This window comes from Azospirillum sp. TSO22-1, assembly GCF_003116015.1.
Classification (GTDB): domain Bacteria; phylum Pseudomonadota; class Alphaproteobacteria; order Azospirillales; family Azospirillaceae; genus Azospirillum.
Map to the genome: position 1 here is coordinate 60574 of NZ_LGQZ01000079.1, position 18881 is coordinate 79454.

Below are 18881 nucleotides of genomic sequence, written 5' to 3' on the forward strand. Positions count from 1 at the left end.
TTTTAAAGTCGTCTAAACTGTCGTTAGACAGAAGTTAGACACTCATGTGTTCGGCGTGCGTTCGCTGGGCTGTAGCGCGACACATAGTTTTGGTACCAATGACATTTAGCTCTGGTATGTATTCTCACTGATTCTGGAGAGGCGTCTCGGCCAGCTTCGCGGCGCGAATAGCACGCCAAGCGCTCACCATGTATCACTCAAGTGCCAAGCTGCCCGCGACAAGCCCCGGCGAACCGAAGAACTTGGCCAGCAATCGCACCTCGCCAGAAGCGATGGTGCCGTCGCCGTTGCCATCGACGATCCAATACAGGCCGGTGCTGATGCCGTTGCTTGCCAGCACCAGGGCGTCTGCCCCGATCGCCGTTTTTGCCATCGCTCCGAGCGCGGCGCGTAGGGCGGCGAAGTCACCGTTGTCAAGCGGCGCCGCGGCCGTCGTGAGCACCACCAGTTCATCGTTCTGCAGGTTGACCGTCCCCGCGGTCCGCGTCGCGGCGGCCAGAGCGCCGTTGCTGTCATCGTCGGCCGCAAGGCACAACGCGCCGGTGACGACGATGCGGTCGTCCGCGGCTTGGAAACCGGTCACCACATCAAAGCCTGCGGTCACGCTGGGAGCGCCGCCGTCCTCTGTGCCGGCGAAGACGATGCGGTCAGCCCCGACCCCGGTCTGCAACGCTAGCGTGTCGGCCCCGCCGTTGCCCTGAAAGCGCACATTGCCGCCGCTTACCGTGATCGAATCGGCCGCCGCCCCACCGGTCAGACTCTCGACGCCGCTCGCCGTCATGGTGGCACCGAGGTTGCTGAGCGTCACCACGTCCACCCCGGCCGAGCCGGTCAGCGCCTCGAGGGCCGCCAAAATGATCGTGTTGCCTAGGCCGCCCAGCGTGACGACGTCCATACCGGAACCGCCGCGCAACGTTTCTACGCCAGTCATCGTCATGGTGTGGCCGAGATCGGTCAGCGTGATCCAGTCGCCGCCCGCGGAGCCGGTCAGCACTTCCACGCGCGCCAGCAGGACCGCGTTGCCAGAGCCGCCCAGCGTGACGACGTCCACACCGTTTCCGCCGCGCAACGTCTCGACGCCGGCGACCGTGATGGTGCTGCCGGCCATTCCAAGGGTGATCCATTCGGCCCCCAGGCCGCCGGCCAGGGTCTCGACTGCGGCGACCGTCATGGAATGGCCGATGTGGCTCAGTGTGACCACGTCCGCCCCGGTGCCGCCGGTCAGATCCTCGATCCCCCCAACGATCAGGGTGTTGCCGCCGTCACCCAGTCGAACCGAGTCGAAGCCGGCCCCACCGCGCAGCGTCTCGACTCCGCTCACCGTCACGGCGCCACCGAGGTTGGAGAAGATCACCCAGTCGCCGCCAGATGATCCGCTCAGCGTGTCGATGGCCGCCACGATGATCGTGTTACCCGAGCCGCCCAGGGTGACCACGTCCGCCCCGGTGCTGCCGCCGCGCAGCGTCTCCACGCCGCTCACCACCATCGTGCTGCCCAGATTGGAAAGGGTGATCCAATCGCCGCCCGCGGAACCGGTCAGCACGTCGACAGCCGCCATGATCAGGGTGCTGCCGACGCCGCCCAGGGTGACCACGTCGACGCCGGCACCGCCGCGCAAGGTCTCGACGCCACTCACCGTCATGGTGCTGCCGCCGTCGGCTATGGTGACCCAGTCGCCACCCGTTGAACCGACCAAAGTCTCGATGCCGCGCAGCACGATCGATCCGTTTCCGGTTCCCAGAGTGACCGTATCGACGCCGGTGTCACCGGCCAGGAACTCGACTCCCGACAGGATCGTCAGCGCGTTGGACGGGTCTTCCAGAAAGACAGCGTCGTACCCCGCGTCCCCGGTTACGAATTCGACGCCGTGAAGCGTTACGCTGCCTCCAGTCCGGCCGAGGATGGCGGTGTCGTTGCCGCTGCCGCCGACGATGGTGTCGTTGCCGCCACCGCCCTCGATCGTGTCATCCCCGCCAAGGGCACTGAACATCTCGGCCGAGGTGCCGCCGAACAGGCGTTCGGCGCCGTCGGTGCCGGGAATCGTGGTGATCGGCGATGGAGTGGGCGTCGGCGGCGGGAGCGGCGGCGCATCGATGATGTTGATCGACATGCTCGAAGACACGGTGAGGTTCACATACAGCGTGCTGCTCAGGCTGTACGTACCGCTCCGTCCCGAAAGCTGGATCGTCTCTCCACTCTCGTTGCCGTCGCTGTCCTGCAGCGCCGTGATCCGTAAGGTGCGGACACTCTCCCCCGTTATGGTCAACGCGTTGTCGGTCACGCCCTCGATGGTGAAGTCGCCCGCCCCCGCCCGACCGGTAGACTGCAGCGGCATGCTGAAGGACAGGGTCCGGGCGGAATCATCGTACACGTCGATGTTATTCCACGTCGTCTTTACGAACGTGGTGGTGACCTTGACCGCGTCGGCGGTGCTGCCTTCGGTAAGCGACGTGGTGAGCGTCTCGAACGTCACGTCGAAATAGTGGATGTAAGGGATCGGACTGTCGTCGTAGACCGGCTGCACACGGGCGGCGGCAGGGGGCGATGTGCTCATGACGCTACATCCCCGCTCCGTCGGTGCGGCATCCGCCGGCATGCTTGTGGTCCGGCGACGCTGCCGCGCGTTCTCCCGGCACCGGGAACGCTGTCGGCGCGCGGCCCAGGGGCTTGTCCACGATCAGCGAGTCCTGCGCCCGCATGGCCTCGGCACGGCCTCCTTGGTCGCAACTCGCCAGGGCCGGCGCGGCAGGGATGGCGTTGACCGGGCGCGTGTTTCCCGTCGGGTCCATGCGGCCGAACAGCGGGGTGTCGAGACGGATCGTGCCGCTGAATCCGAAGGTCGATGACACCGAGACCACGCTGTCGGGAGAGGCGTGGTAAGTCGACGAAGCGACACGGATGGCGCCGCCGTCGCCGTCCACTGCCGTGGCCGCGACCGTGCCGCCGTCCAGCACCACGGAGCGGGCACCAATGGTCACGTTGCCGCCGCCGCCCTGACCGCCCGCGGAGGCGGTCACCCGTCCGCCCCGAACGCGGACGAGGCGCCCGGCTTCGACCAGGACGTTGCCGCCCGCCGCCCGCGTGGCGCTAGCGTTAAGCGTGCCGTTGTCGACGCTCAAGGGCCCGGTCAGGAACACGTGAAGGTCGCTGGCCGGGCTGGCCGACAGGCTGCGCACCGTCACCTCGCCGCCATCCGCCACGTCCATGGAACCACCGCGGATGACGACCGAACCGCCGCGCGCGGCCGTGGTGCCTGCCGAGGAACCAATGGTTCCGCCACCGCCGAGACTCAACTTGTTCGCGACCACCTCGACGGGGCCGCCGGCTCCGGAACCGAAGCTGCCGCTGCCGATCTGGCCGAAGCGGCTCAGCGACAGTTCCCCGGTGCGCACGGTGACGCTGCCGGCGTCGCCCGTGCTTCCCGGGCGCGCCAGGGCAAAAAGCCCGGACTGCGTGGCGAACGGAGACTCGATGGGGGTGTCGCCGACGATGGACAGCCGTTCCCGGGCGGTGACCGAAACCGCGGAGCCCTTGCCCGCGCCGTACACCACGCCGCCGATGCCGCTGCGCCCGTCCAGGGCGATCTCCCCGGCGCTCACCGTGACCGAACCGGCGTTGCCGCGGCCGTAGCCGTTGGCGCTGATCGTGGAGGAAGCGGACAGCCGGAGATGCCGGGCGACATCGACGTTGATGTCGGCGCCCCGGCCGGTGGAAATCGTCTCTGCGGCAATGCGGCCGCCGTCCAGGGTGAGGTCCCCGACGTTGAAGCGGATGGGGCCGCCGCCGTGGTCGCCGGCGGTCAGCGATGCCAGTTCCCCGACATAGGAGCCCGACGAGGAGAGCCGGACGGACTCCGCCGCAACTTCGATGCCGCCGGACGGGCCGCCCGAATCCGAGCGGACGAGGATGGAGGCGCCCGCAACGGTCAGGGTCCCGGCGCCCATGCGGATCGTCCCGCGTCCGGCGTTCACCTCGCTGCCGCCGGCGGTGATGGTGCCGGTGTAGGCTCCGCGCGCCGGCGTCCCGGCGTCGAGGCGCACCGATGGCGCGGCCCCGGCCGCTACGATCCGCAGCGTGCCCCCTTGTGACCGGACGGCGGCATCCTGCAGGACCACGTCGCCGCCCGCGAGGCTGAGATTGCCCTGCGCCGTGACGCTGCCGCCGGTGATCGCGATCGCCACCGGTTCGCCGACGAAGCCGAACGCCTGAGGAGCGGCCACCGACAACGTTCCCGGGCGGTCGGTGCGCGCCGCGAAGCTGCTGCCGTCCGGAAAGGAGATGGAACTCGCGGTGCCGGCATGGAAGGAGCCGTTCACGTTGATCGCCGCTTTCGGGCCGATGACGATCCCGTGGGGGTTGATCATGTACAGATCGGCCGAGGGAAGGTCCGACGACAGGTTGCCCATGATCCGCGTGGGGTCCGGCCCGGTCACGCGCGTGATGACTCGCTGGATGCCGCCGTCGCCGGTGAAGCGTGCCGCCTGTTCGGCCTTCACTTCAAACCGCTCGAAGCTGTGGAAGAGGTTCGGGCCGGCGCGGGTTCCGTAGGATGCTGGGATCTCCATGGTGGACCCGGAGAGCGAGACCGCCGGCCCCATGGTTCCATCGGTGCGGATGTCCGCACGCGCGGCTCCCGCAAACGCCATCAGAGCCACAAGAATAATTCGCCATATGATCGTCATCGACGCCCCCGGTTCCTTACTCTTTCGGCATATGCTACATATTTTTCCCTAAATCGGAAGAGGGGGCAAGGTCATGGCCGTGTTGGTGCGCCTGTGTGCCGTCGCAATCCTGCTTTCTGGGATGCACGTGAACTCTGTTTCCGCGCAGACGATCGCAGTGACGAAGGGCGGGGAACCGCCGCTGTGCGGCGACGTCAATCCCTTCTACGAACGGATGAGGGTCGACAGAGAGGCGCTCTTGCAGGACATGATCCAGGCGAAGAGCGATTGGAAGGGTCTTCCGGCGGGCTCGGGCCTTGAGGCCGCCTACCGCGAAGTGTTCAGGCGGTATGCCGTGGCTGAAATCAAATGGAACGATGCCTTCAAACTGATCTCCCGAGAAGTCCGCAAGACCGGAAAGCTCACCGATACCAAGTTGGTCGATCTCGAAACCATCGAGCGCGACCTGTATCAGCTTCGAGATTCTCTGAAACTGATCCCAAGCCCCTCGGGCACGCGCCATCCGGCGGTGCAGATGGTCTTGCTGGTGATCGGCACGACTGCTGCCCTGGTGTCCGCCGTGGAGAGCGGCATCAACCTCTATTCGCTGGCGCAGCGCAAGGAGGAGGAGCAATGGCACCTGTGCGCCGATGCCCTCGCCGACCTCAAGCTGCCTAACCTTTGATGGGCATGCGCGTGCTCCGGCAGGCCGTTCCGGCGCTCCTGTGCCTGACGGCCCTCGCTGGTGGCGAGAGCCGGGCGGCGACGCCATGTCCGGACGACACCTGGCGGGAGACGTACGTCTATAATGCCGCCGAGTGCCGCAATGGGGGTGGGCCGTCCTGTTCGCCCGACCTCGACGCGCGGTGCCTGGAGCGGATCGGACGCCTGCGCACCACCCTCTGGACGGAGCGCGATCCGGGCGAATGGCCGTCCTGGCTCGCCTTCCTGCAGGCGTGCAAGCCCTATCTGGACACGCGCGGGAAGGCGGTGGCACTGACCGCGGCGCTGTTCGACGCGGCGGCCAACCGATGCTCATACGCATCGCAGAGGCAAGTCGGATCGATCCTCGACGGTCAGATGTCCCGGCTCGACGTGCCGGACGTCAAATCGATCCGTGACCTCCTGGCCGGCATGTCGCACGCGCGCCAAGCGGAATGGGCCGAACGTCCGGAGGAACTGCGCCGGAAAGCCGGCGCCGAGTTCGGCAAGGTGCTGCACAAGGCGGCGGCGCCCGAGACGCTGTGCGATGCCGCCGACTGCCGGAACAACCTCCGGATCTCCAGGGCGTACGCCTGCCTGTACCGCGCCCGCCTCGACCACCCCGGCCGCATGCCCCCGGAGCGGGTCAGGGAGGCCGAAGCCTGTGCGGCGGCGCACATCCGCGGCTTGGGTGCAGTGGCCGAGGCGGCCGGCGTGACGGACGCGATCCGCCGGCTCACCGTCCCGGACGAGGTGCGCGCAAGCACCGCATCGGTGGCCGATCCGGTCAACGTCGGCCTGCCGGGCGATCCGATCCGGCAGCTCGAAGCGCTGGTCGGGCAGATCCGGTCAGCGGCGGCGGCGGAGCGTGATGACGAAACGGCCCGTCTCCTCAGGTATGCCCGCGACATGGTTGCCCGGAACCGGCTGGCGATCGCGCGCCACGAACACGAGGGGCGGAGCTGGCTCAGCGCCGCCGTTGAAGAGGTCTTCGAGCGGTCCTTCGCCAACGCCGTCGCCGCGGCGGACTGGCCGGATCGCGTGGCCGACGTTGCCGAGGATCGCCGGAGGTTCGAGATCGTCCGCTTCTTCCAGTCGGACTGCGGGTTCGACGGCGAGCGAACCCGCGATCCGGAGGGGCCGGCGCGCGCTCTGCGCGAACCGGGCACCTGGATCATGGTCGTCTCGCGGATCGGCAACAGCGTCCACGCCATCGTCCTCGCCTCGTCACCGGGCTCCGACTCGAAGCGGGTGGTGGAAAGGCACACTGCCGCAGAGGCGGAACTCCGCCCCCTCCTCGACGACTGGCGGCGCATCACGACGTCGGTGAAGCACGGGCAATCGCCGAAACCGCCGTCCGCCGACGCCCAGCGGTTGCTGCAGAGGCTCGTCGGCGATATCCCGCAGCGACTTGGGCAGAAGGTGCCGGCGCGGTTCATCATCGTGCCCGACGCCTGGGCCGCCGGAATTCCGTTTGCGGCGCTTCCTCTGCGCGAGGGAGGTGACGTCCTGGCCCGCACCACCGACATCGTGATGATGCCGTCGCTAGAGTACGGTCCCTGGCCGGCCGAGGCTCCCGGGGGGGCGACGGCGCCGGGTGCACCTCGGATCCTGGCGGGCGCCCTGGCCGAAGAGGCCATGGCGAACGAGGTGCGGGACATCGCGGCCATGTTCCCCGGCGCCACGATGTTCCTCGGCGACCGCTTTCGATTGGAGGCGCTTCTCGATGCGGGCGCCCGGCAGCCGGTCGATGTCCTGCACCTTGCGACGCACGCCGCGTTTACCCGGGACGACGGCGCGAGCGTCTCCTTCGCCGGGGGCGCGCTCGGCAACGCGTCCGACATCGACCGGCTGGTGCGGGCCACCCGGCGCGGCGGCAAGCCGTCGCTTGCCCTTCTCACCATGTCGGCCTGCGAGACCGGCGTCGGGTCCGGCACCGGTTCCGACGCGCAGTCCGCCGGCCCCGGGGTGGGGGCCGACGGCCAGGAGCTGGGGATGCTGAGCATGGCGCTTCGGACCGGGGCGCGGGCATCGGTCGGAACCCTGTGGCAAGTCCATTCGGCGTCCACGGGGCCGCTGATGCGGGAATTCTACGCCAACCTCAAGGCGGGATGCGACAAGGCTGCGGCGCTGCGGCTGGCGCAGCGGGCGGTGTCTGCCCACCCCGGGTGGTCGCATCCCTACTACTGGGCGGGCTTCGTCGTATCCGGCGACTGGTCGTCGATCACGGCTCCGGCCTCGTGCAAGGCTGGCGGATAATGAGGCGTCCCGGCGAGCCGGCCACGTGGATGGCGCTTGCGGCGGCGCTGGCGATGCCGGCCGGCGTTGGCGTGCCGCCAGCGCACGCCGCGGATGCGCCTGGCCGTGTCGAGCGCTGCCGCTCCGCGTTTCCCGCCGACGCGCCGCTTGCCGCCGGAGGGGACATCGCGGTGGAGGCGTTCGCCCCATCCGACCCGGATGCGCCGATGGCCGCGGCCATCGGCGCGCAACTGGGCGCCTACACCCGGCGCAAACCGCGGAACCGCGGGGCCGCCGCGCTTTACGACCGCGCCGAGATCCAGATGCTGATGCGGCGCATCAACGAATGCCTGTACCGGGCCGGCTATCCGACCACCGGCGTGGATCGCATCGACATCGAGGGCGGCGTGGCGACCTACCACATCCGGGTCGGGCGCGCCGGCGAGGTCGCCTTGGCCGCCGTCGACCGCCGGACGCAGGCGCCGCAGCCGGAGTTCGTCGTGCGCTGGCTGCGGCACACGCTGGTCCCCGACGACGCCCAGCCGTTCGACACCGGCGCCGTCGAGCAGGGCATGCGGGCCGTGACGGCCGCCGGCCACGTGGGGCGTCCGAGCGTCCATGTGGAGCCGGGCGTCACCCCCGGCACGGCGCGGATGGTGGTGCTGACCGAAACGCCGTCGTGGTCCCCGTCGGTGGCGGTCGGGGTGGCGAACGACCTGCCGAAGGCGCTCGGCTCGACCATCACGCAGGCGATGATGACGGTCCCGGCGTTTCTTCCGGGGTTCGACGCGTTTTCCGCGAGCGCGGCGCGCGGCGCTGGCCTGTCCCGCCATGCCCTCGGCTACGAAGGCCCGCTCACCTCGGCGGGGCATCGCTGGTCGTGGTCGGTCAGCCGCTCGCGAACAGCGTTCGTGGAAGACGTGTTCTCCGACCTCGGCATCGGGAGCAGAACCGTCGAAGTCGAGATCAAGGCGAACCTACGGATCCTCGACGAGTGGCGCGTCTCTCCGGCGGCAGCCGGGGAGACGCGTGCGGAGCACACTGCGCTGAACCTGCTGGCGGGCATCCGCGAGAACCGGACCCGGACGTTCCTGCTGGGCGAGCCGTTCTCCTTCGACGCGGCGGCCCGCAACGGCTGGATCGACCTGCTTGAACCGAGCCTTGGCTTTGAGGCGCGGTGGGAAAGCCGGGACGGCGGCATCGGTGGATACCTGGGCGCCCGGCGTGGCATGCGGGGGCTGTTCGCGCGTTTCTCGGACCGCATGGGGTGGGGTACCCATTCCATCCTCGACGCGCAACTGGATGCGGTGCGGAACCTTCCGTGGTGGGACGCCTACGTGCGTTTCCGCGCGCGCGGTCAATGGACCGCCGACCGCGTGGTTCCAGCCGCGCGCTTTGCGCTCGGCGGAAGCGGGAGTTTGCGCGGAATTGACGCCGGCGCGCTGTCCGGGGACAGCGGGCATTCCGCATCGCTGGAATTCGCGGTGCCGGCTTTCTCCCTTCGCTGGTTGGCTTTGGAGTGCCTAGCCTTTGCCGACCAGGGTGCCCTGAGACAAACGGAAGGTCCCGGGCATAGGGTGTTGACCGCAGGGATTGGTTTGCGCGTACATCTTGATCGTCATATCGACGCGGATCTTTATTGGTCTCAGCAGATTGCCGGCTCGACGGAGCTTCGGGCAATTGGTGGCCGCTATACGAGCGGACTCAATTTCAGCATAATTTCAAGATTCTGACGGTATGCAATGGACGTCAACGCTCCCAGCAGAGCCGGCGATGGCTGGTGTTTTAGCTCAACCAGAACCGGCAATTACGGATCCATCTCGCATATTGCCGCCAAGGACTGCCATATACGGGCCGTAGCATTGCCGCTGTGGGCGTGCCCGCTTCTCACTTATGTTCAAACCCGACAAACGATCTAGCACCGGGCTTTTGCACCGGCACCGAACCGCAATGGTCAGTGGTAGATCGGTCAGTGGTAGATCGGGTTCGGATCCTGGCCGGTGAAGCCGGCGGCGAGATCGCCGGTGAGGGACTGGACGCTCGGCGCGGCGGCCAGCAGAGCCGCCGACAGCAGCGGCCTCCCGTCGTCGAAGACGGTCCCGATCGCGTCCGCGCTCAACAGGTCGCCCGAGCCCGAGGCCGGCGCGGCGCCGAAGAAGGCTGCGGCGTCGGCGTCGTACAGGCTGTCCCCGGCCGCCGCGCTGGTCGTGCTGCCCGCCGGCACGTAGCAGGCGATCCCCTCGTAGCGGAAGGTGTGCGCGAGGTTGGCGATCACCGAATCGCGCTCGCTGGACGAGGCGGTGAAGAAGTGCGAGCCGCGCTGGTAGTTGAAGAAGCGGTAGACCGCGGCCACCCCGGCGGCGGGTGCGCCGGCCGTGCCAGTGGCGAGCGCATGATAGGCGGTGCCCTCGTAGGAGTAGATGTGGGATAGGTTGGCCATGATGCTGTCCCGTTCGCTTTCGCTGACGGTGTAGAAGTGGCTCCCCAGCCCGGTGTGGAAGAACCGGTAGACCGGCGACGTGTAGGGCGTGGCGCCGCTGACCCCATTGAACGCCTCGCCCTCGTAGTGGAACTGCGGCAGGGTCTGCATCACGCCGTTCCGCTCGCTCAGGGACGCCGTGTAGAAGTGAAATCCGGTGTCGACGTTGAAAAAGCGGTAGACGGGGCTTTCGGGCAGGCCGGGGTTGACGAAGCGCTGAGCCCGCACGGCGGCGCTGGAGGTGTCGCCGCCGCTCGCGCTCTCGTCCGTCCAGGCGACGACGAAGCTGCCATCGTGCAGGGCCGCCACGCTGGGCGCGTTCTGGTTCGACGTGGTGGTGGTGTTGACCAGGAAATCGCTGCCCAGGGGCGTGCCGTCGGTCGCGTAGAGCCGCCCCCGCACGGCTTGGCCGGAGGCGTCGCCGTCGACATAGCGGAGGTCGCTCCAGGTGACGATGAAGCCGCCGGAACTCAGCGCCGTGACGCGGGGCTCGGGCGCGCTAGACACTATGGCGTAATAGGGGGCGGGGGCGACCAGGAACTCGCTGCCCAGGGCGGTGCCGTCGGCTGCGAACACCCGTCCGGCCACCATTCGTCCACTGGAATACTCTCCCACCCAGGTAACTACGAACGTGCCGTTGCTCAGCGTGGCGACGCTGGAACTTGAGTGTGAGGATGTGTCGGTGCCGGCAACGACGAACTCGCCGCCCACGCGGGAGCCGTCGGCCGCGAACACATGCCCGAGCACATTGATGGCCAAGGTGGAGTGTCCCGTCCAGGTGACCACGAACCCGCCGTTGTTCAATGCGGAAACGCTGGGCTCGGCATTGCGGTAGTACTTGGAGAAAGCCGTGTCGCTTTCGGGGGCGTTGACGAGGAACTCGCTGCCCGAACGGGTGCCGTCGCCGGTGAACACCTGCCCGCGCACGACCCTTTGGAAGACGGTTTGGTTGAATTGCTCGGACGGACTCACGTCCATCCAGGTGATGACGAAGTTGCCGTTGCTCAGCACCGTTATGCTGGGCGACACCTGAGCGGCGGTGGTGATGGTGTTGACGAGGAACTCGCTCCCCGACTTGGCGGCGCTGGCGGTGAACACCTGCCCACGCACGGCGGCGTTGTCGGTGTCGCCGCCGCTCCGGCTTTCGTCCCGCCACGCGACGACGAATCCGCCGTTGCTCAGCGCAGCGACCTTGGCTTCATGTTGCTGATCGGCGGTCGTGGTGTTGACGAGGAACTCCTCACCCACGCGGGTGCCGTCAGCGGCGAACACCTGCCCGTGCACGGCGCCGTTGCTGGCGTCGCCGCCAATCCCGCTGGCGTCCAGCCACGTGACGACGTAGCCGCCGTTGCTCAGCGCCGCGATGCTGGGTTGCCTCTGGACCGAACTGGTCGTGGTGTTGACGATGAATTCGCTTCCGCTTTTTACGAACGCCACAGATGAGGCTCCCGATGTTCTGCCGGTGTCCATGATGGACGGGCCACGGCCCGGCTCCGGCATTCCAAAGCTGCTTGAAGTAGCATACACTCGTAATGACTGACGCAGAAGGCGAAATCCGCAACATTACCGGGTGATGGCGTGGGAATGAAGCGCTATACGGTCGCGGTGGATGCACGGGATGCGGTCACGGCGCACGGGGTGCGACCTCGTTCACATTGACAGCGCGGCGGTGCTCGCGCCTACTCGTGGAGGTGGCATGGAGAGCGCGCCGCCGCGTATCGGAGAATGCGCGGCGCCGGTGCGGGAGCGGCGGCGATGTGGACGGTGGCGGTGCTTGACCAGGGAATCTCGAACTGGTTCGAGAGGACCTACAAGCGGAACGTCTATGAGTACGACGTCTACGACTGGGACAGCGAGACCGATTACGGAGAGGCGCGGACACACGGCACCCTGGTCGCCATGACGGCGTTCCGGGCGAACCCGGCGCTCGGCTATATCGACCTGAAGATCGTCAACAACAACGGCAGAGTTTACAACAGCGATGCTGAACTGGCCCTCAGCCGCGTCATCGCGCTGAGCAACAGCGGTTACCAGATCGGCGCGATAAACCTGAGCTGGGGCGGCTTCTCCTATCCATGGTCGATCACCAATGAGCTGAGCACCCTTGCCAGCCGTGGAATATTCGCCGTGGCGGCATCGGGAAACGACGGCAGTCCGCGCGTGTTCGAGGCTGCGACCTATCCGGCGGGCCTGTCGAACGTGATCGCGGTCGGCTCGCACGACGGCGGCGGAACCCCGACCTCGTGGTCGCGCAACGACCCCTCGCAGATCGTCGTGCTGGCGCAGGGCGAGAACATGCCGGAGCCGAACATCAACGGCACCAGTTTCGCCGCCCCGCAGGTCGCGGCGACGGTCGCCTCGATCCAGGCCTACGCCAGCAGCACGCTGGGCCGGACGCTGACGCTGGACGAGATGAAGTGGGTGCTGCAGCAGGGCGGGAACGGCCCGCGCTCCAAGCCCGACCCGGCGGACGGGGTGACACGCTATTTCCTGTACGACCACAACGGGTCGGTGCGCTGGTTCCTCAGCCGCTACCTCGGGATCGAATACGATCCGTCAACCTATCTGGCGTCCTATGCGGACCTTTCCGCCGCGTTCGGCCGGAACACCGCGGCGGCGAACGCGCATTTCTTCTCCTCCGGCCTGTTGGAGGGGCGCAGGATCACCTTCGATCCGTGGTCCTACCTCGCCACCTACGCTGACTTGCGGGCCGCCTTCGGCGCCAACGCGGCGGCCGCCACCGATCATTATCTGAGCTTCGGCCGGACAGAGGGGCGGAGCGTTGCCTTCGACGGGACGTCGTACCTCGCCGCAAACCCCGACCTGATCGTCAGCCTGGGCACCAGCAGCCAGAGGGCGGCCCGCCACTACGTGACCGACGGCGCGCGCGAGCGGCGCTCCAGCAGCTTCGACGCGATGACCTACCTCGCGTCCTACGGCGACCTCATCACCACGTTCGGGACGAACACCGCCGCCGCCACCCAGCATTTCGTGACCTACGGCTACCGCGAGGGACGGCGCAACGGCTTCGACGCGCTGTCGTACATCGCGTCCTACGCGGATCTGATGAGCGTCTTCCGCACCGACACGGCGGCGGCGACCCGCCACTACGTGGCCTACGGCTACCGCGAGGGCCGGCGCAGCAGCTTCGACGCGCTGGCCTACGTCGCCTCCTACCGCGACCTGATCGCGGCCTTCGGCACCAACGCCATGGCGGCCACGCTGCACTACCTGACGAATGGAGCCCAGGAGGGGCGCCGGTCGACCTTTTCCGCGGCCGACTACCTGCAGGCCAACCCGGACCTCGCCAGCCAGTTCGGCGCCAATCTGGCGTCGGCGACCCTGCACTACGTGCAGACCGGATGGCGCGAGAACCGACCGACAACGCCGGACCCGGCGACCCTGTCGGTGTCGGAGGGCGCGACCGACCTGCCGGCGACCACCGCCACCAGCGGAGTCGTCGCCGTCGGCGGCCGGGTGGCCGGCACCTTCGCCGCCTCCGGATTCAGCGACGGAGACTGGTACCGCGTTCGGCTGACCGCCGGCCAGGCGGTCCAGATCACCCTGACGGGGAATCCCACCGGATCCGCGACTCTGGGCGGCCCCTATCTCTACCTGTACAGCGAGACCGGCAGCCAGCTGGCGTATCGCGGGGACGATACCAACACCGACAGGGTCACCCTGACCTACACGGCGACCCGGACTGGGAACCATTTCATCGGGGCAACCGGGTACGTCTACGCCTCCTCCACCTATTCCCCCCGGGTTCCCCAGCCCTACACCCTGACCGTGAGCGCGGCGTCCGGCTCGGCGGCACCGGCAGACATGGAGGCGGCGGACGCCGCTGCGTGGCAGAGCCAAGCCGTGGCCGCATTCGGCCGCCCGGAAACGGACGATGCCGTCACCGCGCTCGCGCCGGCATCGGACGCCGACGTCGCGGCGTGGGCACGGCTCAGCCTCGACTCCAGCGACGGGACGGGCCTGGGCGGTGCCGGCTGGACGGCGCCCCCCGCCGACTGGTCGCGGGATCCCGCGGCGATCGCGGTGGGCTGGACCCGTCCGGGCGAGTCCGGCGGCTTTGCGGCAGGGTGACGCCGGCTCATGACAGCAGGGTATCGGCGCCGTCGGCCTCCGCCTCATCGACCGGCAGGGCGAGCGGCAGGACGAGGGCGAAGTGTGCGCCGTGCCGCGTGTCGGCCATCAGGTCGAGGCGGCCCTTCAGGCTCTGATGCGCGATGTTGAAGGCGATGTGCAACCCCAGGCCGGTGTTGCCCTGGGCGCGGCGGGTGGTGAAGAACGGTTCGAAGACGCGCCGGCGCATGGGCTCGGGGATGCCGCGGCCATCGTCGCGGTAGTTGACGCGCACGGCGCCGTCGCCGGCCGGCGTGGCGGCGATGGTGATGGTGCCGTGCTGGCCGATCTCGAAGGCGTGGTCGAGCGAGTTCATGATGAGGATGGTCAGCACCTGGCTGAGCGCGCCGGGGTGGGTGTCCATCATGATGCCCTCGGGACAGGTGAAGTGCACCGCGTGTCCGGCCCTGTCGCAGGCGGGACGGACGCTGACCACCGTCTGCTCGATGACGTCGCGCAACTCGAACACGCGGCGGTGCTCGCTGGACTGGTCGGCCGACACCTGCTTGAACGCCTGCACGAGGTTGGCGGCGCGCTCCATGTTGCTCTGCATCAGCGTCGCGATCTCGGTGGCGCGGGCGAGAAACTGTTCGAACTCCGAGCGGCGGAGTTGGCCGGCGCGCAGCGCCGCCGCCATGGCCGACAACTCCTCGATCAGCAGGCTGGCACTGGTCAGCGTGATGCCCAGCGGCGTGTTCACCTCGTGCGCCACGCCGGAGACGACGCTGGCCAGCGCCGCCAGCTTCTCGCTCTGGATCAGCTGTTCCTGCGCGATGCGCAGGTCGGCCAGCGTGCGTTCCGCCTCCTGGCGCGCGGCGCGGTGTGCGCCTTCGCTGCGCGCCAGCGCTTCGGTGCGCTCGGCCAGCGCCACGGTGTTGTCGCGGAACACGGTCAGCGCGTCGGCGATCTCGCGGAACTCGCGATGGCGGGCCGGCGGGATGGGCGCGTACAGGTCGCCCTCCGCGATGCGCCGCGTTGCCGCCGCCAGCCCGGACAGCGGCCCCACGATGGTGCGGCTGACCGCCAGCCAGACGATGGACAGCGGCCCCAGGAAGGTCGCCAGCGCCACCAGCAGCAACCAGGTCTCCCCGGCCTCGATCTGCGCGCGGACGGCTTCCTTGGCGTGCTCGTTCTCGGTCTCCACCGCGGTCACCAGCCGCGACACGGCCGAGCCCAGGCGGGACACCACCTCGCGTACCTCGGCGCCGGTGCGGTCGATGTCGGTGCGCACCGACAGCAGCGACTCGCGCGTCGCGTGGACGCCGTCCTCCGGGTTGGCCAGAGCGTCGATGCCGGCCAGCAGGCGCCCGGCGGCGGCCCGTTGCGGAGAGCCTTCGGGCAGCGCCGCGACGGCGCGGGCGTAGCGGTCGCGCGCGGCGGCGAGGTCGGCCTGCGCGGCGCGCAGCTGGGCGGTGGTCTCGATCTGGCCGGCGTCCGAGAGCAGCAGCAGCGCATACAGCGCCGCTGTCTCCAGGCCCGGCGCCGCTGTGGAATCCGAATCCAGGCGGGCCAGCAGCGCACCGGCGTCGGCCTTCAGGCGCGCCAGTTCAACCCGAGTCCGGCGCGCCCGGCCTTCGAGGTCGAGCCGGCGCTCGGCCAGCCGGTTCTGCTGGTGCAAGGCGTCGTCCAGGCTGCCCACCAGCCGTTCGATGGCCGGGATGCGTTGCGTGGTTTCCGGCAGGCGGCGCAGCGCGGCGATCGCCTCGTGCAGGGCAAAGGCGTGCTGGGCGAGGGAGACGGCGGCGTTCTGCCGCTGCACCTGGTTGCGCGCCGCTTCGATCTCGCCGCCGCCGGCCGCGTAGCGGTTGCTGATCTCCGCGAGCTTGAGCGCCTGGGCGAGCGTGCCGGCCTGGTCGTCCACCATGGAGACGAGCAGGTCCTCGATCCGCTGGTAGCCGTGCCAGCTGATCGCGCCGGCAACCAGCGTCATCGCCGCCACCACGCAGGCCGCGGCGATCACAACCACCCGGACGCTGCGCGTGCGGTTCTGCCGCATCCTCTTCCTGTCGGTCGATCGAGGCGGGGTGTTGAAAAGCCCAGCGTATCGTTCGAAGGTTAAGCGAATTCGCGCGCGCAACAAAGGGGGATCGGCATGGGCGGAATCCGGCAGGCGGCGATGGCCCTGGCTGCGCTGATCGGTGCCGGCCTGGGGGCGGCAAGCGGGATGGCTGCGGAACTGCGCGTCCTCACCTGGGCCGACTATGTGGCGCCAGAGGTCATCGCGCGCTTCCAGGCGCAGACCGGGCACCGGGTGGTCCTCGACACCATCGACAACTACAAGGACCTGCGGGACAAGTTCCTGGCGGCGCCGCAGGCGTACGACCTGCTGAACCCGGCCGACTATCAGGTGACGGAGTTCGCCCGCCGGGGCCTGCTGGAGCGCATCGACATCGGCCGCCTGCCGGGCTACGCCAACATCCTCGACGGCTGGCGCTCGCCGCCCTACGACCCACGCAACGAGTGGAGCGTGCCGTTCCATTGGGGCACCACCGCCTTCGTGGTCGACACGGCGGTCTACAAGGGCCCGGCGGACAGCTATTCCCTGCTGTTCGACCCGCCGCCGGAGCTTAAGGGAAAGGTCGGCTTCATGCTAGGGGCGGAGGAGACGCTGCGCATGGCGCTGATCCACCTCGGCCTGCCAGCCTGCACGTCCGATCCCGCGCTGCTGCAGAAGGCGGTGAGCTTCCTGCGCCCGCTGCTGCACAAGGACCGCATCTACAACATCTCGACCGTCGCCGCGGTGCTGGCCGGCGATCGCGTCGCCGTGGGCATCGCCTGGAACGGCGACGCGCTGAAGGCGCGCGAGGCGAAGCCCAGCCTGCGCTACGTCTATCCCAAGGAGGGGCTGATCGTCTGGTCGGACGCGCTGTCGGTGGCCAGGGGGGCGAAGAACAGAGAGGCGGCGCTGGCCTTCATCGACTTCCTGCTGAAGCCGGAGAACGCCGCCGCGCAAACAAACTTCACCCATTACGCCAACGCGGTGCGCGGCTCCGACGCGTTCATGGACCCGGCGCTGCTGGACGCACCGGAGGTGGTGATCCCCTCGGACGTGCGGCTCCGTTTCTTCCGCTCCTGCGACAGCGAGCAGCTCGGCGCCTATTCGGAGGCGTGGGACCCGGTGCTGAAGGAGATGTCGAAGTAGGGAAGGATCACGCCCCCGCCGGAGCGGCGTCGGTTCCGATGCGGCCGGCCGGGGCGACGCGGGGGAAGCGGATCAGGACCGTGGTGCCCTCGCCGTCGCGGCTGCGCACCGCGACGGAGCCGCCCAGCGCCAGCGTCACCAGATTGTAGACCACGTTAAGGCCGAGGCCGAGCTTGCCGTCGGCGCGCCGCGTCGTGAAGAACGGGTCGAAGACGCGGCCGATGTCCGCCTCCGGGATGCCGCGCCCGTCGTCGCTGCAGCACAGCTCCACGGCACCGCCGTCCAGCCGGAACTCCACCCGCACGCGGCCGGCCTGCCCGGGGGCGAAGGCGTGGTCCAGCGCGTTCATCGCCAGATTGATGATGATCTGGTCGATGGTGCCGGGGCTGCACTCGATGTCGAGGTCGGCCGGGCCGGACACGCCGATGCCGCAGCCATGGTCGCGGAACTGGCGTTCCAGGCTGATGACCACGTCGTCCAGGTGGTCCTTCAGCCGGAAGCGCTGCCGGCCGTCGTCAGCGCGGTCGACGGCGACGCGCTTGAAGCTCTGCACCAGCGCCGCCGCGCGCTGGCTGTTGGCGACGGCCAGAGCCGCGGTCTCCGCCGCGTCGCCCAGGAAGGCGGTGAAGTCGGTGCGGGTCAGCCGGCCCTCGGCGTTCTTGGCGCGGATCCGGTCGATCCCGTCGGCGAGGTGCGAGGACGCCGTCACCAGCACGCCGACCGGCGTGTTGACCTCGTGCGCCACCCCCGCCACCATCTGGCCCAGCGACGCCATGCGCTCCGCCAGGATCAGCGACTGCTGCGCCTGCTGGAGGTCGCGCAACGCCCACAACGCCTCGGTCCGCGCCTGCTCCAGTGCGGCGCGCCGCTCCTCCGCCTGCACGGTCATGCGGTTGAAGGCGAGGACGACCTCGCCCAACTCGTCGTCGGAGCGCCAGGGGACGACCACGTCGCCCGGTTCGCGCTCGTGCCGGCGGATGCCGGCCAGCAGGTGGGCGAGCGGCACGCCGATCAGTCGGCGGAACACCACCAGCGCCACCACCCCCAGCGTTGCGGTGAGCGGCAGCAGGCTCAGCACGCCTTGCCAGAACCGCTCGGCGAGGCGGGCGGTGACGCTTTCCGTCGAATAGCCGATGTCGAGGCGCCCGATCAGCGTGCCGTCCTTGACGATGTCCACCGACAGGATTCGGTCGGGCGCAAGGCGGTCCAGGCAGTCCGGGTGCGGTGCGGCCAGGACGCGGCCGGTCAGCCGGTCGCTCTGGCGCGCGCACAGCACGTCGGGGTGCGACAGCATGCCGGCCAGCACGCCCTCGATGCTCGCCTTGTTGAAGGACCAGATCGGCTCGCGCAGAGCGGCGGCGCTGGCGTCGACGAACTCGCGCAGCTCGTTCTGGGTGGCTTCCTGCAGCTCCGCGCGGACCAGCGCGGTGGAGATCGCCGAGAACGCCAGGATGGTCAGCAGCACCGGCGGGACGGCCAGAACGAGGAACTTGATCCACAGGCGCCGGGGCAGGGGCACGGTCATGGC

The 18881-nt window shown here is 68.9% G+C and carries 10 protein-coding genes; 5 read left to right on the plus strand and 5 right to left on the minus strand.

Going from position 1 to position 18881, the window contains the following annotated elements; genetic code table 11:
- Positions 1-193: 193 nt before the first annotated feature.
- A complete protein-coding gene (locus TSO221_RS20695; protein WP_146208858.1) occupies positions 194-2554 on the minus strand; it encodes a calcium-binding protein in 2361 nt (786 codons plus the stop codon).
- 4 nt (positions 2555-2558) lie between these two features.
- Entirely contained in the window at positions 2559-4682 is a 2124-nt protein-coding gene (locus TSO221_RS20700) for a filamentous hemagglutinin N-terminal domain-containing protein (RefSeq protein WP_109120415.1), read from the minus strand.
- A gap of 73 nt (positions 4683-4755) precedes the next feature.
- Here TSO221_RS20700 and TSO221_RS20705 point away from each other — a divergent pair, with 73 nt between their 5' ends.
- Genes TSO221_RS20705 through TSO221_RS20715 form a run of 3 tightly spaced genes read left to right on the plus strand, consistent with a single transcriptional unit; the run spans position 4756 to position 9334 of the window.
- The gene (locus TSO221_RS20705) at positions 4756-5346 is read left to right on the plus strand and encodes a hypothetical protein (RefSeq protein ID WP_109120416.1); all 591 of its coding nucleotides are present in this window, start codon (positions 4756-4758) and stop codon (positions 5344-5346) included.
- A gap of 5 nt (positions 5347-5351) precedes the next feature.
- Complete coding sequence (locus TSO221_RS20710; RefSeq protein ID WP_158284160.1) at positions 5352-7622, plus strand: CHAT domain-containing protein; 2271 nt, start codon at positions 5352-5354, stop codon at positions 7620-7622.
- Between the two features lie 29 nt (positions 7623-7651).
- Entirely contained in the window at positions 7652-9334 is a 1683-nt protein-coding gene (locus TSO221_RS20715; protein ID WP_146208859.1) for a ShlB/FhaC/HecB family hemolysin secretion/activation protein, read from the plus strand.
- Positions 9335-9570: 236 nt separating this feature from the next.
- On the opposite strand, the gene TSO221_RS20720 is transcribed toward TSO221_RS20715, so the two are convergent.
- Positions 9571-11517, minus strand: a complete 1947-nt coding sequence (locus tag TSO221_RS20720) for a hypothetical protein (RefSeq protein WP_109120419.1) — start codon at positions 11515-11517, stop codon at positions 9571-9573.
- Positions 11518-11805: 288 nt separating this feature from the next.
- On the opposite strand from TSO221_RS20720, the gene TSO221_RS20725 reads away from it, so the two are divergent.
- Entirely contained in the window at positions 11806-14172 is a 2367-nt protein-coding gene (locus TSO221_RS20725) for a S8/S53 family peptidase (protein ID WP_109120420.1), read from the plus strand.
- Positions 14173-14179: 7 nt separating this feature from the next.
- Here the strand turns inward: TSO221_RS20725 and TSO221_RS20730 are convergent, their stop codons facing one another.
- On the minus strand, positions 14180-16207 hold the full coding sequence (locus tag TSO221_RS20730) for an ATP-binding protein (RefSeq protein WP_109120421.1): 2028 nt from the start codon (positions 16205-16207) through the stop codon (positions 14180-14182).
- A 96-nt stretch (positions 16208-16303) separates the two neighbouring features.
- Between TSO221_RS20730 and TSO221_RS20735 the strand changes: the two genes are divergently transcribed.
- Complete coding sequence (locus TSO221_RS20735; protein ID WP_109120422.1) at positions 16304-17353, plus strand: extracellular solute-binding protein; 1050 nt, start codon at positions 16304-16306, stop codon at positions 17351-17353.
- A 7-nt stretch (positions 17354-17360) separates the two neighbouring features.
- On the opposite strand, the gene TSO221_RS20740 is transcribed toward TSO221_RS20735, so the two are convergent.
- On the minus strand, positions 17361-18878 hold the full coding sequence (locus tag TSO221_RS20740) for a HAMP domain-containing sensor histidine kinase (RefSeq protein WP_109120423.1): 1518 nt from the start codon (positions 18876-18878) through the stop codon (positions 17361-17363).
- Between the last annotated feature and the right edge of the window lie 3 nt (positions 18879-18881).

Coding starts and splice junctions, on each gene's coding strand:
- TSO221_RS20695 (WP_146208858.1), bottom strand. CDS start 2,554: ATGAGCACATCGCCCCCTGCCGCCGCCCGTGTGCAGCCGGTCTACGAC.
- TSO221_RS20700 (WP_109120415.1), bottom strand. CDS start 4,682: ATGACGATCATATGGCGAATTATTCTTGTGGCTCTGATGGCGTTTGCG.
- TSO221_RS20705 (WP_109120416.1), top strand. CDS start 4,756: ATGGCCGTGTTGGTGCGCCTGTGTGCCGTCGCAATCCTGCTTTCTGGG.
- TSO221_RS20710 (WP_158284160.1), top strand. CDS start 5,352: ATGCGCGTGCTCCGGCAGGCCGTTCCGGCGCTCCTGTGCCTGACGGCC.
- TSO221_RS20715 (WP_146208859.1), top strand. CDS start 7,652: ATGGCGCTTGCGGCGGCGCTGGCGATGCCGGCCGGCGTTGGCGTGCCG.
- TSO221_RS20725 (WP_109120420.1), top strand. CDS start 11,806: ATGCGCGGCGCCGGTGCGGGAGCGGCGGCGATGTGGACGGTGGCGGTG.
- TSO221_RS20730 (WP_109120421.1), bottom strand. CDS start 16,207: ATGCGGCAGAACCGCACGCGCAGCGTCCGGGTGGTTGTGATCGCCGCG.
- TSO221_RS20735 (WP_109120422.1), top strand. CDS start 16,304: ATGGGCGGAATCCGGCAGGCGGCGATGGCCCTGGCTGCGCTGATCGGT.
- TSO221_RS20740 (WP_109120423.1), bottom strand. CDS start 18,878: ATGACCGTGCCCCTGCCCCGGCGCCTGTGGATCAAGTTCCTCGTTCTG.